Source organism: Halomicrobium sp. HArcht1-1, from assembly GCF_058933285.1.
The window spans coordinates 1,545,890-1,560,148 of sequence record NZ_JBZYDL010000001.1 but is presented as its reverse complement, the minus strand read 5'-3'; the positions used below and the strand labels follow the sequence as shown (position 1 = coordinate 1,560,148).

The following is a 14,259-nucleotide window of genomic DNA, read 5'->3' as shown; positions in this document are numbered from 1 at the left end:
GTGGGTGAGAAGCAGACACAGGACCGGAACGCTAAAACGCCCACCTCACGGCGAGACATGCATGGACGCAGTGGCTCGACTGGAATCGAGACTCGACGGCCGCGACCCGCTCCGGCTCTGGGTCGCCTCGTTGGTTGGGCTGGTCGGACTCTTCTCCGGGGCCGCGCTGGTGGCCACGCAGACGGTCTGGGACCGATTCGTCTGGCAGTACTTCTGGGGGCCAGTCGCGGCCGACGCGCAGGCGGCCCGCTGTGCGTTGCGGGAGGGCAGTACCGTGGAGTTGGTGTTCAGCGCCGACGCCTGTGCGCAGGCCCAGGCCACCGGGACGGCGGTCTACGCCGAGCCGGGGTACACGATCGTCTCGGAGGTCGGCTACATGCTCGTGCTGGTGTACATGCTGGTCGGCGTCTACCTCTTCTTGCAGCGCTACGAGCTCGTCACCGACATCGACCTGTACTACCCGCTGGTTCCGTTCATGCTGCTGGGGGGCTCGCTCCGGGTGGTCGAGGACGCGACCGACGCCGCCGTCAGGGCCGGCGTCGACCCGGCGATCTCGTACCCGCTGAACTCCCTGCTGGTCAGTCCGGTCATCTACTTCACGCTGTTCGTGCTGACGCTCGGATCGCTCGTCGCCGTGCGCCGACTGGAACGGGATGGACGGATCGACCACGGCAACCGCGCTCTGGGCGTCGTCGGCTGGGGCCTGCTCGCGGCGAACCTCCTCTATCTCCTCTGGCTGTCGGTCACCAGAGAGTACGTCACGCTGTACCCCCAGATGGTGACCATCGTCGTCGTCGGTGCGATCGCGCTCGCGTACGTCAACTGGAAGGCGATCGAAGTCGCCTGGCCGGAGCTGACCGACGCGACGGCGTACATCGGCTTCTTCGTGCTCTGGGGCCACGCGATCGACGGGATCGCGAACGTGATCACGGGCGACTGGCTCGACGCGCTCGGGATTCCCGGTGAGTACTTCGCCAAGCACCCGGCAAACCGGATCATCGTCGACGTGACCGAGGCGGTCCAGCCGGCGTCGCTGTCGGCGACGATCGGTACGTCGTGGCCCTTCCTCGTCGTCAAGATGCTCGTCGCGTCGCTCGTGCTGTGGCTCTTTACCGAGGAGTTCGTCGAAGAGAGCCAGCGCTACGCGCTCCTCTTGCTGGTCGCCGTGACGGCCGTCGGTCTGGGTCCGGGAACGCGGGACATGCTGCGCGTCACCTTCGGGATCTAGGCCCGGCCGTCGGCCCGGCCGATCGCCCGACCCGCGAGCAACAGCGGAATCCCGCAGACGACCACGGCGATCCCGTAGATCCCGTTCAACACCGCGACCAGCATGCCGAGCCCCAGCGGTCCGAGCGGGATGCCCTGCTGGAAGAGCACGAGACCGAAGGCTACACAGGCCGTCGCGACGGCGAGCCGACGGCGTCGACGGCCCAGCGCGTACCCCGCCGGCAGGAACGCGAACAGCGCGGCGAACAGACCCAGGAAGACGCGCTGGGCCCGAAGGAGACCGGACTGCTGGAACACCGGCAGCACGACGACGGCCATACCGACGGCAGTCACGAGTCCCGCGCTCGCGAGAGCGAGGACGGTCCGATAGGACAGCCGATCGCGGACGGCGGGGACCGACAGCGCGACACCGACGGCGGCGAGGCCGACCCCAGCGCCGACGATCGGAACGTCCGCCGTCCCGAGCAACGAGACCGGCGCTGTGGCTACCGTCGCCAGCACGCCGACGACGCCGAGTCCACCGAGAGCCGTGGCCACCTGCTCGGTCGACGCTCCGAAGTCGAAATCGAGCCACGAGACGGCACCACAGAGTGCGGCCACGAGACAGCCGAAAAGCGCCGTCGGGAGTCCGACGAGGACCGCGACGTTCAACGCGACCACTGGGCCGAGCATCGTCAGGATCGCGAGCGAACTCCACACGGCCCCGAGAGCGTCACCCTGCTGGGAGAACGTGACGATTCCGTAGCGGTCGAGGTCGGTCAGGGTCATGCGCGTGCGGTCGGGCGAGACGGTCGCGCCCGGGACGGTCCGTTCGACCGTCATCCCGTCGGGCGCGACGACGGTGAGACGGTCGGCACCGAGCCCGTCCAGAGAGCGGTAGCCGTAGCGTTCGGTGAACGCACCAGAGCGGAGCGTCCCGCCGACAGCGGGCTCGGCGAACTCCGGGTCACGGTAGCGAAGCGTCAGAACGCCGTCCGACGAGACGTTCGAGCCCAGAAGCGTCACGTCCCACATCGCCCGATCGGCAATCGCCGTCCGCAGGCTCTCGTTGGCCCGGAGCCGCTCGGCCGCGGGCTCTCGGAGCGTGTTTCGCACGGTCCAGGTCGCCGTCCCGTTCTCGGCGACCCGCACGGTCGCGGTACTCTCGACGACGGTCGCCTCGACACCGTGTGCGCCTGCGGTCTCGGCGAACGTCTCGCCACAGGCGTCACAGAGGGGACGAGGCGGCGGCACACCGACCGCGGGAGCGACTGCGAGTGTGGTCAACGCGAGGAGGACGAGGCCGACGACGGCGGCGAATCTGCGGGAGGGCATATTCTGACATCCGAACGAGGGGGTCAATAAAGTACGGGACGGTCAAACGGAGATTCGACAGACCGACGACGACCGGGCCACGCGATCGACACCCGTCGGTGCGTGTCTAGGGGAACGGGTGGTGTGGGCGATCGAGTCGCGGCTCGAAGCCGAGTTCGTTCGGGACCGTCGCCGCGCGCTCGCCGAAGAAGGCGTCGCCGAGGAACAGCGGCTGGGCCTCTGGCACCAGCACGCGGACGCCCTCGAAGCCGAGTTCGTCCAGATCCCGCGTCGTCGTCCGCGTCGCGTACGGCGTCAGCCCGACCTCCGAGAGCGCTGTGACGAGGGCGTCCAGTTCGGCCTCGCCGTCGTCGACGGCGTCTGGCCCGACCGCCTCGGCCGGGATGGTCTGGTCGTACGCCAGCAGGTCGACGGCTCGCTCTGGCTTGTCGGCGTACTCACCGATCGCGCCACTCGCCTCCGCGGCCTGTTCGGGGCCCATGCTCCGAAGCTCCATCCAGTTCTGGAGCGCCTCTTCGAGCGCGCCGAGAGCGGCCTGCTCGGGGTCGAGATCCGCCGCCGATCCGATGGCGAAGCTGGGCCACTCGTCCCGGTGGACGGCGACGGCGACGACCGGCACGTCCACGTCCTGTGTCAGCAACAGCGGCGTCACCGTCAGTCCCTCCGAGGCGGCGCGCTCGTACAGCGTCCCGAACACGTCGTCGTCGACGGTCAGCCCCAGCGGCTCGAACGTCGAGTACCATGACAGCATCGCCGCGTCCCGTTCGATCACCTCGTAGAGCCCGGCCAACAGCGCCTCACAGCCCGACGATCCCAGACCCAGCCCGGTCGTCAGGGGCGGACGGACGCGGGACTCGGTAGGCGGGTGAAAGACGAGTTCTGCGGGCACCAGCGCCGACTCATCGGTCGCGAGGTTCTGGGCACCGATCCAGTCGAGTTCGGTCGTCGCGTCCGCGTCGGTGTCCTCGGGCGCGACGAAAGCCTCGGGCGCGACCGCGTCGTCCAGCGACGCCGCCGTGGCGGTCGTCGTCTCCGCGGCCGTGTACACGCCGGCAGCGTAGCGCTCGTAGGACTCGCCCAGCGCCTTCATGAACGCCCCGTCCCAGTCGGCCGCGACGCCAGCGGCCTGTCGCGGGGCCGTGACATCGCTGAACCCGGACGTGTCGGTGAGCTGTGCGAGATAGTACGGTGCCGGGAACGACTCCGCCTCGCCGACCTGCTGGACGATCCCCACGCGGTCGTCCAGCGCTCGCTCGGCGCGTTCGAGCGCCTGTTCGGTGTCGACCGTGGCGTGAGTGCGGTCGATCGTCGTGTCGCGCTCGCCGCCACACGAACAGCCCGGCAGCGGGAAGAAGCGACGTTTCTGACGGGGTAGCTCGACGACGTGCCCCAGCACCGACGACCCGGCCGCTCCGGGTTCGTCTGCGAGGTAGTCGGCGACGGCCGCTCCGGCGACGGCACCGGCGACACGGCGCGTCGCCGGACCGGGTTCGTCGACGCCGTCGGCGGCCGCCGTCGTGTTGGCTTCGACGCGACCACGGAGGCAGTCGTAGCACTCCCGATCGGGATCGAAGCCGGCGATCGACGCCGGGACCGTCGGCTGGCCGCCGATACCGCCGATCTCGACCGCGATCCACGGCGTCCCGCCGTCGAGGGCCTGCTCGCTGGCGGTCTCGAACGTCGCCGCTCCGGTCTCGCCGACGACGACCGCGAAGTCGGCGCTGTCGACGGCAGGCGCTTCCCGGTGGTCGATACCCACGTCGAGGTCCTCGAGTGTCGCGAGGAGGCTCTCCGTCGCCGGTCCACTCCCCACAACGTCCACTACCGTACCCATGCCGACGAGTAACAGTAGTCGGGGTAAAAAAGCCTAGGAGGCGATAATGCCCTGCGCGACGCTCGCGAGCTCGTCACTGTCGACCGACTGGAGTCGCTCGTCGCCAAGCATCAGCCGGAGCCGCGGCCGGCCCACGTCGATGGGCACCTTCTCCGTGTCGATCAGGCCCATGTCTTCGAGGGTCGTCTTGGTGCGGGAGAACGTCGCCTTGCTCGCCAGGCCGATGTCCTCGCCCCACTTGCTGATGTCGTAGAGCAACTCGCCGTTCTTGGCGGCGACCAGCAGACTGATCGTCACCTCGTCGAGCCCGTCGCCGTCGCCGCGTGCGGTCTGGAGCGAGGCGAGCACGCCCTCGAAGTCTGCGGCCGTCTCGGGACCGATGTCGGACTCCAGCGTGTCCATGACGCGGGACATCGCTGGCGTCCGCAGCGAGTAGCTGTCGGCACGGTCCCACTCGTCGTCGTAGAACGACGAGATGTCGTCGAGGAACGCGTCCTCGTCGGACGTGAGTCCGGCGACCGCGTCACCGGCGTCGATGAGCGACACGACGCTCTCGGAGCCGATCAGCAGCGAGTGGTTCGGAACGTCGTCGAGGATCTTCAGCTCCAGCACGTCGGCCTCGATCAGGTCCGCGGCCGTGCTCGCGACGATGAAGTCGCCCATCTCGTCTTTCAGGGCGCGGTTCTCCGCGAGCAGGCGGACGGCGGGCGGATCCTCGTGTTCGTCCAGCACCGAGACGAGTTCCGAAAGCGTTTCTCTAGAGGGATTAACAACTGTGAGCGAACTGTCTTCACTGTCCAGTGCTTCGGACAGAACAGTTCTTACGTCGTCTTCGAGTAGGTTCGAACGCATGCTTCTGTTAGACTACTACGATTTTGTCATATTTAATTTTACTGGCCGACTTCGCTTGAATTCGTCTGCAGAGATAATACTGCCACGCCGTCAAGACATAATTGTTGCCGGTACCGGTTGGGGGACAATGACAGACGGAGCGGGCACGTCGGCGGGCGAGCGACGAACGCACGAGCGCGGAGCCTCCCCGTGGGCGATCAGAGTTCGTCGACCAGTTCCTCCGACCAGTGGAAGTCGCCGTCGTAGATCACGGGCAGGGACTTGGCGGCGAGGACCTCGCGCAGCTCCGCCCCGGTCACGGTCTTCTCCAGCGTGTCGCCGTTGAGAATTTCTCTGCCGTCGAAGGGGAGGTCGTACCGGTCCCCGTTGGACTGAGCCGTCAACATCTCGCAGCTGACGGTGTAGCGCTCTCCCGCGTCGGCGATCTTGACGACCGCGGGCTGTTTGGGGCTCGGCAAGAGCGCGTACGTCCCGTCGCCGACGACGGCGTAGTCTTTCCCCATCATGATCCGCCGACGGGCGAGCTGGAGCGCTCGCTCGATGCTGAAGCCGTGGACGAGCAGCCGCGCGAACGCGGTCCCGACCTTCGCGGCCTGCTGGTCGAGCACTTTCTTGAAGGTGACACCGCCCGCGATCGAGCCGCGCTCGACCAGCGAGAGCCCCTGGTCGTAGGAGCCACAGGCGTTGAGGAAGAACGTCTGCGTGTTCGACTCCTCGATCTCGGCTACGTCGAGCGTGCCGTCCGTACACCGCAGGCCGCCGTCCTCGCAGTGCCCGATGTAGTGGACGAAGTCGTTTTTCGCCTCGAACGTGGCCGCCAGTTCGGCGCGGTCGAGCCGTGACTGGATCGTCACGTCGATCGGGAGATCGGCGGCACGCTCCTCGTAGATGTCGGAGACGATCTGGTGTTCCTCGCACATCGCGTCGTCGTTGAGGACGACGCCGACCTGGAGCTGGTCGTTGCTGCGATGCCGGTACTTGCCGCGGTTGTGGTACGCTTTCGGAACCGGCTTGAACGCGTGGATCGGCGTTCCCGGCGCGAGCCACGCGTGGAGCTGCCCGGCCTGTAGCTCCGGTTTGAGCACGCCCGACGTGGCGGTCTCGCCGCGTGCGGTGTAGGCGTCCGAGAGGGTCTGTTCGAGCAGTTCGTCCCGGTCGAGCTCGGTCGCGCGCGGGAGATAGACGAGGCTGAGTCTGTCCAGCAGGAAGGGAAGACACGTGATCCGGCCCGGCGTCGGTTTGGCGTACGTCGACAGGTGCCAGTCGGGCAACAGCGCGTCCAGATTCCGCTCGGACAGCGAGAGACACTGTTCGAGACGGGCCGCGGGGCCGAGCTGGCACAGCGAGTCCAGATCGATCGGGAGCTGTTCGAGCCCGTCGCTTGACGCCCGATCGGGCGCGACCCGACGAGCCTGACAGTCGAGGAAGAAGGCCCGCCGAAGGAGCTGCGCACACTGGTGTTGGAAGCCGGGGAGATCGTCGAACTCGTACCGAATCGAGGGTTCGTCGGCCCGTAACACGGGCGCGTCGCAGTCGGTTACCTCGACGGTCGCCCCGAGGTAGTACGCGAGCGGCGCGGCGACGAACAGTCGATCCAGTTCGGGCGGGACCAGGAACTCGATTCCGGTGTCCGGCGTCTCGGCGGCGACGGCCGACGGAACGCTCGTCTCCGATCCCAGCTCCAGCAAGGGCGGGTGTGCCCTGAAGCTCGGGTGGGACCTGACGGGAGCGGTCGTGTGGTGGGCGGCCGCCAGGTGGGTCAGTCCAGTGGCGAGCCCGGACGGCGTCGGTTCGATCGTGATTCGACCCGGTCCGGCCCGGTTGCCAGACGAGCCGCCGACGGTCACCGTCGTGGGCTCCCAGAACGAGACGACGAACTCGTCGCCGGCCGGCTTGACCGACGCAGGTCCCGGAAACCGGAGGTAGCTCGTCGGCCCGTGGGCCGACGCCCCCGATCGACTGCGGCACCTGAGGAGGTACTCGCCGTCGGGGAGTTCCGTCGGGGTCGTCACGCGGTACTGGGCGTCGAGATCGAGTGCGGTCACCGTCACGTCGGAACACGGGATCGAGAGCCGATCGGCCTCGCCCTCGAAGCACTCGTCGATATCTCTCGGAATCGCAGACGACGACGCCTCGCTCAGTCGATTCAGCTGGGCACACAACGCTGGAAGTCCGGCCGGATCGGTCCCTTCGAACCCCCCCGAAGCGTCCGACTCGGCCGACCGGTCTCCGGCGTATGTCACCCCCCAGGTAGACATACAGCATGGTATGTGTGCCTCGCCTACATAATGGTTGCTGGTCGCGTGCCAGAGTGTCGCATACGCTACCAGTGTGTGAACGGCCCACAGGTGCGCCCCGGAAAGGTAGATTATTGACGGCCGGACCGTACGGTTCGAGTATGCACTTCGACCATCTGGAGTCGGCCGATCCCGACGTCGCCGCCGCGCTGACGGACGAGGTCGACCGGCAGAACGACACGCTCGCCATGATCGCCTCGGAGAACCACGTCAGCGAGGCCGTCCTCGAAGCGCAGGGCTCGGCGCTGACGAACAAGTACGCCGAGGGATACCCTGGCGAACGCTACTACGGCGGCTGTGAACCCGCCGACGAGATCGAGGAACTCGCGATCGAACGGGCCCAGGAGCTGTACGGTGCCGACCACGTCAACGTCCAGCCACACTCCGGTTCCCAGGCCAACATGGGCGTCTACCTCGCGGTGCTCGATCCCGGCGACAAGATCCTCTCGCTGGACCTGACCCACGGCGGCCACCTCTCGCACGGCCACCCCGCGAACTTCGCCGGCCAGGTCTACGAGGTCGAGCAGTACGAGGTCGACGCCGAGACCGGTCGCCTCGACTACGACGAACTCAAGGCACAGGCCGAGGAGTACGACCCCGACATCATCGTCTCGGGCTACTCCGCGTACCCCCGTACCGTCGAGTGGGAGCGCATCCAGGAAGCTGCCGACGCCGCCGACGCCTACCACCTCGCGGACATCGCACACATCACCGGCCTCGTCGCCGCCGGGGTTCACCCCTCGCCGGTCGGCGTCGCCGACTTCGTCACCGGATCGACACACAAGACGATCCGCGCCGGGCGTGGCGGCATCATCATGTGCGACGAGGCGTACGCCGACGACATCGATTCGGCGGTGTTCCCCGGCATGCAGGGCGGCCCCCTGATGCACAACGTCGCCGGCAAAGCGGTCGGCTTCGGCGAAGCGCTCGAACCGGAGTTCGAGGAGTACGCACAGGCGACCGTCGACAACGCGAAGGCACTGGGCGACCGTCTGCAAGAGCACGGCCTCGATCTGGTCTCCGACGGCACGGACAACCACCTCGTCCTGATCGACCTCCGACCGTCCCATCCCGACACGACCGGCAAAGAGGTCGAGGAGGCCCTCGAAGAAGCCGGCATCGTCCTCAACGCCAACACCGTCCCCGGCGAGACGCGCTCGGCGTTCAACCCCTCGGGCATTCGCGCCGGCACCCCCGGCCTCACGACGCGTGGCTTCGACGAAGAAGCCTGCGAGGAAGTGGCGGACCTCATCTACGAGGTCGTCGACGCACCCGACGACGAGGACGTGATCGCCGAGGTCAGTGCGCGCGTCGACGAACTCACCGACGAGTTCGACCTCTACGGCGAGGAGAGCGAAGGGCTGGTTTACGAGTAGCGAGAGCCTGAGCGTAGCGAAGGGTCTCGTTTTTGCGAGCGGGAGTGAGCGTAGCGAACGACACGCGAGTAGCGCGAGGGGCACGGCTCGTTACACTCGCCGTGGCCCTCGTGGATGCGAATGCGGAGCGGAGCGATGCGTGAGCTGGGCGCGAGAGCCTGAGCGTAGCGAAGGATCTCGTTTTTGCGAGCGCGGAGCGGAGCGTGCGCGAGCAGTGCAACAGGGACACAGGTGGGGCCAGTTTCGGCGACGGCGTGTCCAGCGTAGCAGTGACTGACGATCAGTATCGCCTGCGAACGACCGTCGCGGAGGGGGTGAAACGATCATCGGCGGTGAAGCCGTCGTTGTGGTTCGAGCGAACCCAGCACAGTGACCGGCGTCGCGAATCCACCGGTCTCCGGGACGACGACCAGCGGCTTGCGAGCGCAGGCCGTTTCGCTATGTGTCGGTCGCCGGTACGAGGTGAGACGATGGTAGATATCACGGGGCACCTCGCGTTCGGACTCCTGTTCGCAGTTCCGGCGTGGTTCCGCTGGACCGACAGGGCCAGTGTCGCCTTTATCGCCCTGGCAGCAGTCGCGGCGCTCCTTCCGGACATCGACCTGTGGCTCGTGCGGCTGTTTCCCGCCGAGGTACACCACCACGGAGAGACACATACGGTCGTCTTCGTCACGGTCGCGAGCCTCGTCGGTGCCGCGATCGTCACCGGACTGTTTCGCCGCCGCATCGACGAGTGGATCGGCGACAGACGTTTCGACGCGTCTCGCGTGTTCCGGTTCTCGTTCGTCGCATTCCTGACCGGTGGGCTCGCCCACGTGTTCGCGGACGTGCTCTCGGCACCGGACATCTCGACGCCGATCGAGCCGTTCTGGCCGTTCTTCGAGCTACCGTGGACCATCGACCTCGTCTGGTACAACGCGGCGTGGATCAACTCCGGGTTCTTCGCCGTGATGGTGCTCGGACACGTCGCTCTCGCGTACCTGCTCACGCCGGTCGACCGACGGGATCGACTCGTCCCGATATGATCGAGGTGTCTCGATGACCGCACCCAGCCGCAGCGAACTGTTCTGGTGGCTCTACGTGGTCGTCCTCGCAGGGACGGCGCTGTTCATCGCCTACTCGTTCGTCGGCATACTCGTCCTCGGCCTCTTTGGCTACTACGCGACGCGGCCGATCTGTCACCGCTTCGAGGCGGTGACCGAGTCCGAACAGCTGGCGGCCGCACTGACGGTGCTGACCGTCCTGGTTCCGATTCTGGTACTCGTGCTCTACGCGACGCTGCGGCTGGTCCAGCAGAGCCGCCGGCTCCTCGACGAGAGCGTCGCCTCGATGATCGCCGAGCGACTCGGACTGGGCGCGCGCGGTTCGAGTGAGCTCGATCCGCTATCGATACTCGGCGACCCGCCCTCGGTGGAGCAACTCACCGCACTCCTGTCCGGGTCGGCCATCCAGCAGGGGTTGCAGGCGGTCGACGCGGTCTTCGGGACGGTCGTGCTCGTCGCGCTCGCCATCACACTCTCGTACGCGCTGCTGGTGTACGACGAGTCGCTCGCAGAGACCCTCGCGACGGTCGGCGGCGGGCGAGAGACGACGGTGTACGCCTACGCACTCGCCGTCGACACCGACATGGAGTCGGTCTTCTTCGGCAACTTCCTGTTCGTCCTCGTGATGTCCGTCGTCGCGACCGCGACGTACGCGGCGACGAACCTCGTTGCCCCCGCCGGATTGCAGGTCCCGATGGTGTTCACGCTCGGCGTCCTGACGGGTGTCACCAGCCTCGTCCCGATCGTCGTCGGCAAGATCGTCTACCTCCCGGTCGTCGCGTACCTCGCGGTCAGGGCGGCACAGCAGGACACCGTCAGCTTCGTCTTCGTCGGCGGCGTGCTCGCCGTCTACTTCCTCGTGCTGGATATCCTCCCGCAATCGTTCGTCCAGCCGTACATCTCGGGACAAAAGCTGAACTCGATGCTCCTCCTGTTCGCGTACGTCCTCGGCCCGATCCTCCTCGGTTGGTACGGTTTCTTCCTCCTGCCGATCGTGTTCGTCCTGCTACTGGAGACGGTCCGGATCGTGCTCCCCGAACTGCTCCACGGCGAGCCGATCGCCCCGGAGTCCGCGGTCGCTGAGGAGACAGGTGCCGACGTCGACGAGCTGTCCGGCGAGACCGAGCCACAGTCAGACTCCGAGGGGGAAGCCGGCGACGAAATCGATTCGACGTGAGCGACGGGACCGCGGAGGCCACGCTGACGGCCCGACGGACACGCTCTCAAGAGCCAGAACGGAGCCGGTAAGTGTTCCTTTGTTCGGATCGCACCGTATGGCACGTCGTGTGGGCGACGGTGCCAGCGGTCGAAGACGGGGTATTCGACCGCTAACTATCCGTCTCCGAGAGACACCGCCAGTACCATGGACGCGAGCAACCCCGCGACCGGCGAGGTCGTCGACAGCTACGACCAGCACACAGAACAGGACACGGACGCGGCGCTGGAGCGGGCAGCAGACGCCTTCGACGAGTGGCGCGAGCGCTCGATCCAGCGCCGCGAGCGTCTCCTCGAAGCCGCGGCCGACGTGCTGCGAGCGAACACGCGCCAGTACGCGGAGACGATCACCGAAGAGATGGGCAAACCCATCGAGCAGGCCGTCAGCGAGGTCGAGAAGTGCGCGCGGGGCTGTGACCACTACGCGGAACACGCCAGCGCGTACCTCCAGTCCGAACACCACCCGAGTCCAGCCGGAACGTCCGCCAAGACCGTGTACGAGCCACTCGGGCCGGTACTGGCGGTCATGCCCTGGAACTTCCCCTTCTGGCAGGTGTTTCGCTTCGCCGCGCCGTCTCTGACGGTCGGTAACGTCGGCCTGCTCAAGCACGCTTCGAACGTCCCGGGGTGTGCTCGTGCCATCGAGGAGGTGTTCCGCGAGGCCGGCTATCCGGAGGGGGTCTTCCAGTCGCTGTTGCTCCCGTCCGAGCGAGTCGAGGGCGTCGTCGCGGACGACCGCGTTCGCGCTGTGACGCTGACCGGCAGCGGGCCAGCCGGACGGGCCGTCGCGGCGACGGCCGGCGAGAACCTGAAGAAGAGCGTCCTCGAACTGGGTGGGAGCGATCCCTTCGTCGTCCTCGACGACGCGGACGTGGAGTCGGCGGCGGAGGTCGGTGCCTGGGCACGCAACCAGAACGGCGGGCAGTCCTGTATCGCCGCCAAGCGCTTCGTGATCCACGCGGACGTGTACGACGAGTTCCTCGACGCTTTTACCGAAGAGATCGAGTCCCTCGTCGTCGGTGATCCGATGGACGAACAGACGGATGTCGGACCGCAAGCGCGCTCGGGCCTCCTCGACGACCTCCACGAACAGGTCGAGGCGAGTGTCGAGGCGGGTGCGACCGTCGTGACTGGCGGCGAACCACTGGACGGCGAGGCCGACCAGGGGACGTACTACCCGCCGACGATTCTGACCGACGTACCGGAGGGGAGTCCGGTCGACAGCGAGGAGACGTTCGGCCCCGTCGCAGCGGTGTACGAGGTCGCCGACGAGACGGCGGCCGTCGAGCTGGCCAACGACACCGACTTCGGGCTGGGAGCGAGTGTCTGGACCGAGGACCGCGGACGCGGCGAACGGGTTGCCCGACGGATCGACGCGGGCTGTGTGTACGTCAACGAGCTCGTCACGTCCGACCCGCGGGTGCCCTTCGGCGGCATCAAGGACTCGGGGTACGGCCGGGAACTCGCGGCGGCCGGTATCCACGAGTTCGTCAACCGAAAGACGGTGTGGGTGGCGTGATGCAGGTCTCTGATCTGCTGGTCGCGAGTCTCGAACGGGAGGGCGTCGAACACGTGTTCGGACTCCCGGGCGAGGAACTGGAGGACCTGCTCTTCTCGCTCCGGGAGTCGACGGTCACGTTCGTCCCGGTGCGCCACGAGCAGGGCGCGGCGTTCATGGCCGACGTACACGGTCGACTCACCGGCGACGCGGGCGTCTGCCTCTCGACGCTCGGTCCGGGCGCGACGAATCTCCTGACAGGCGTCGCGGACGCCCACCTCGACAAGAGTCCGCTCGTCGCGATCACCGGCCAGGGCGGCCTGGAGCGGCTCCACCAGGAGAGCCATCAGGCGATCGACGTGCTCCAGACGTTCGCGTCGGTGACGAAGTGGAACACCCAACTCGACAGTTCGGAGATCGTCCACGAGTCGGTACGGAAGGCCTTCAAGGTCGCAGAGCACGAGAAGCCCGGCGCGACCCACATGGAGTTGCCCGAGGACGTCGCTGGCGGACAGACGGAGACGGAACCGATGGCCGCGGGCGAGCGGATCCCGATCGGGGCACCCGCCCCCGACAGCCTCGACCGGGCGGAGACGTTGCTCGCCGAGTCCGAGCGGCCGATTCTCCTGGTCGGGAACGGCGTCGTACGGACGGACGCCAGCGAGCAGTTGCGCGAGTTCGTCGACGCCACGGACGCCCCCGTGGTCTCGACGTACATGGGCAAGGGGGCGGTGTCGGACGACGACGACCGCTCGCTGATGACGCTCGATTCGGGGTCGAACGGGGAGCCGGCACGAGCGATCGAAGCCGCGGACCTCGTGCTCACGCTGGGCTACGACATCGCGGAGCACGATCCCGGCGACTGGTATCCGGGGACGACGCCGCTCGTCCACGTCGACAGCGAACCCGCAGAGGTGTACGAGGCCTACGGTCCCGACGTGGAGATCGTCGCCGACGTGGGAGAGACACTCGGTCACCTCACCGACTGGTGTCGGGCAGGACACCCGTCGTTCGAGCGTGACTGGTACGACGACCTCCGCGAGCAGATCGTCGCCGACGTGGACGACGAGCCCGTCGGCGAGCCTCCTTTCACCGTCCGTTCCGTGCTGCCGGTGTTGCGCTCCGAGATGGCGTCCGAGGACGTACTCGTCTCGGACGTGGGGAGCCACAAGATGGCCATCGCACAGAACTTCCCGACCTACGAGCCAAACACCTGCATCGTCTCGAACGGCTTCGCCTCGATGGGTATCGCGGTCCCCGGGGGCCTCGCAGCGGATCTCGCCGTGGACTCGAACGTCGTCGCGGCCTGTGGAGACGGCGGATTCATGATGAACGCCGCCGAGATCGAGACCGCGACGCGGTTCGGCTGTGAGTACACGATCTTGCTGTTCGTCGACGACGACTACGGCCTCATCTCCCAGCAACAGCAGGCACACACCGGCGAGTCGTTCGGGACGGAACTGACGAACCCGGAGTTCCAGACGCTCGCCGAGAGCTTCGGGATCGAGGGGTACCGGCCGGAGTCGGCGACGGAGATCCGTGACGCGCTCCGCGATGCGATCGACGGCGGGCTATCGCTCGTCGAGATCCCGGTCGCGTGAGC

Annotated in this window: 10 protein-coding genes; 6 read left to right on the top strand and 4 right to left on the bottom strand. The window is 67.3% G+C overall.

Going from position 1 to position 14,259, the window contains the following annotated elements; translation table 11 throughout:
- Positions 1-61: 61 nt before the first annotated feature.
- Positions 62-1,228 carry a DUF63 family protein gene (locus tag AC5FRZ_RS08215; protein WP_170094206.1) on the top strand — a complete coding sequence of 389 codons (1,167 nt, stop codon included), beginning with the start codon at positions 62-64 and terminating at the stop codon, positions 1,226-1,228.
- On the opposite strand, the gene AC5FRZ_RS08210 is transcribed toward AC5FRZ_RS08215, so the two are convergent.
- From AC5FRZ_RS08210 to AC5FRZ_RS08195, 4 genes are all read right to left on the bottom strand, one after another.
- Positions 1,225-2,541 carry a hypothetical protein gene (locus AC5FRZ_RS08210; protein WP_493564344.1) on the bottom strand — a complete coding sequence of 439 codons (1,317 nt, stop codon included), beginning with the start codon at positions 2,539-2,541 and terminating at the stop codon, positions 1,225-1,227. The two genes, AC5FRZ_RS08215 and AC5FRZ_RS08210, sit on opposite strands and share 4 nt — an antisense overlap.
- A gap of 106 nt (positions 2,542-2,647) precedes the next feature.
- Positions 2,648-4,375 carry a YcaO-like family protein gene (locus tag AC5FRZ_RS08205; protein ID WP_170094204.1) on the bottom strand — a complete coding sequence of 576 codons (1,728 nt, stop codon included), beginning with the start codon at positions 4,373-4,375 and terminating at the stop codon, positions 2,648-2,650.
- Positions 4,376-4,408: 33 nt separating this feature from the next.
- Positions 4,409-5,227 carry a transcriptional regulator TbsP gene (gene tbsP, locus AC5FRZ_RS08200; protein ID WP_153553382.1) on the bottom strand — a complete coding sequence of 273 codons (819 nt, stop codon included), beginning with the start codon at positions 5,225-5,227 and terminating at the stop codon, positions 4,409-4,411.
- A gap of 197 nt (positions 5,228-5,424) precedes the next feature.
- Positions 5,425-7,485, bottom strand: coding sequence for a hypothetical protein (locus AC5FRZ_RS08195; RefSeq protein ID WP_170094203.1), 2,061 nt, complete (start codon positions 7,483-7,485; stop codon positions 5,425-5,427).
- A 140-nt stretch (positions 7,486-7,625) separates the two neighbouring features.
- Here AC5FRZ_RS08195 and glyA point away from each other — a divergent pair, with 140 nt between their 5' ends.
- From glyA to AC5FRZ_RS08170, 5 genes are all read left to right on the top strand, one after another.
- Positions 7,626-8,900 carry a serine hydroxymethyltransferase gene (gene glyA, locus AC5FRZ_RS08190; protein WP_493564343.1) on the top strand — a complete coding sequence of 425 codons (1,275 nt, stop codon included), beginning with the start codon at positions 7,626-7,628 and terminating at the stop codon, positions 8,898-8,900.
- Positions 8,901-9,370: 470 nt separating this feature from the next.
- Entirely contained in the window at positions 9,371-9,925 is a 555-nt protein-coding gene (locus AC5FRZ_RS08185; protein ID WP_493564342.1) for a metal-dependent hydrolase, read from the top strand.
- Between the two features lie 13 nt (positions 9,926-9,938).
- On the top strand, positions 9,939-11,120 hold the full coding sequence (locus tag AC5FRZ_RS08180) for an AI-2E family transporter (protein WP_493564341.1): 1,182 nt from the start codon (positions 9,939-9,941) through the stop codon (positions 11,118-11,120).
- 186 nt (positions 11,121-11,306) lie between these two features.
- Positions 11,307-12,677 (top strand): NAD-dependent succinate-semialdehyde dehydrogenase, encoded by a 1,371-nt coding sequence (locus tag AC5FRZ_RS08175; RefSeq protein WP_493564340.1) that lies wholly within the window; start codon positions 11,307-11,309, stop codon positions 12,675-12,677.
- Entirely contained in the window at positions 12,677-14,257 is a 1,581-nt protein-coding gene (locus tag AC5FRZ_RS08170) for an acetolactate synthase large subunit (RefSeq protein WP_372479036.1), read from the top strand. Before AC5FRZ_RS08175 ends, AC5FRZ_RS08170 begins: the two co-directional genes overlap by 1 nt.
- Positions 14,258-14,259: the final 2 nt, after the last annotated feature.

What these genes read in the sequence shown, in the direction of transcription:
- AC5FRZ_RS08215 (WP_170094206.1), top strand. Translation starts at nt 62, where the DNA reads ATGGACGCAGTGGCTCGACTGGAATCGAGACTCGACGGCCGCGACCCG.
- AC5FRZ_RS08210 (WP_493564344.1), bottom strand. Translation starts at nt 2,541, where the DNA reads ATGCCCTCCCGCAGATTCGCCGCCGTCGTCGGCCTCGTCCTCCTCGCG.
- AC5FRZ_RS08205 (WP_170094204.1), bottom strand. Translation starts at nt 4,375, where the DNA reads ATGGGTACGGTAGTGGACGTTGTGGGGAGTGGACCGGCGACGGAGAGC.
- tbsP (WP_153553382.1), bottom strand. Translation starts at nt 5,227, where the DNA reads ATGCGTTCGAACCTACTCGAAGACGACGTAAGAACTGTTCTGTCCGAA.
- AC5FRZ_RS08195 (WP_170094203.1), bottom strand. Translation starts at nt 7,485, where the DNA reads ATGTCTACCTGGGGGGTGACATACGCCGGAGACCGGTCGGCCGAGTCG.
- glyA (WP_493564343.1), top strand. Translation starts at nt 7,626, where the DNA reads ATGCACTTCGACCATCTGGAGTCGGCCGATCCCGACGTCGCCGCCGCG.
- AC5FRZ_RS08185 (WP_493564342.1), top strand. Translation starts at nt 9,371, where the DNA reads ATGGTAGATATCACGGGGCACCTCGCGTTCGGACTCCTGTTCGCAGTT.
- AC5FRZ_RS08180 (WP_493564341.1), top strand. Translation starts at nt 9,939, where the DNA reads ATGACCGCACCCAGCCGCAGCGAACTGTTCTGGTGGCTCTACGTGGTC.
- AC5FRZ_RS08175 (WP_493564340.1), top strand. Translation starts at nt 11,307, where the DNA reads ATGGACGCGAGCAACCCCGCGACCGGCGAGGTCGTCGACAGCTACGAC.
- AC5FRZ_RS08170 (WP_372479036.1), top strand. Translation starts at nt 12,677, where the DNA reads ATGCAGGTCTCTGATCTGCTGGTCGCGAGTCTCGAACGGGAGGGCGTC.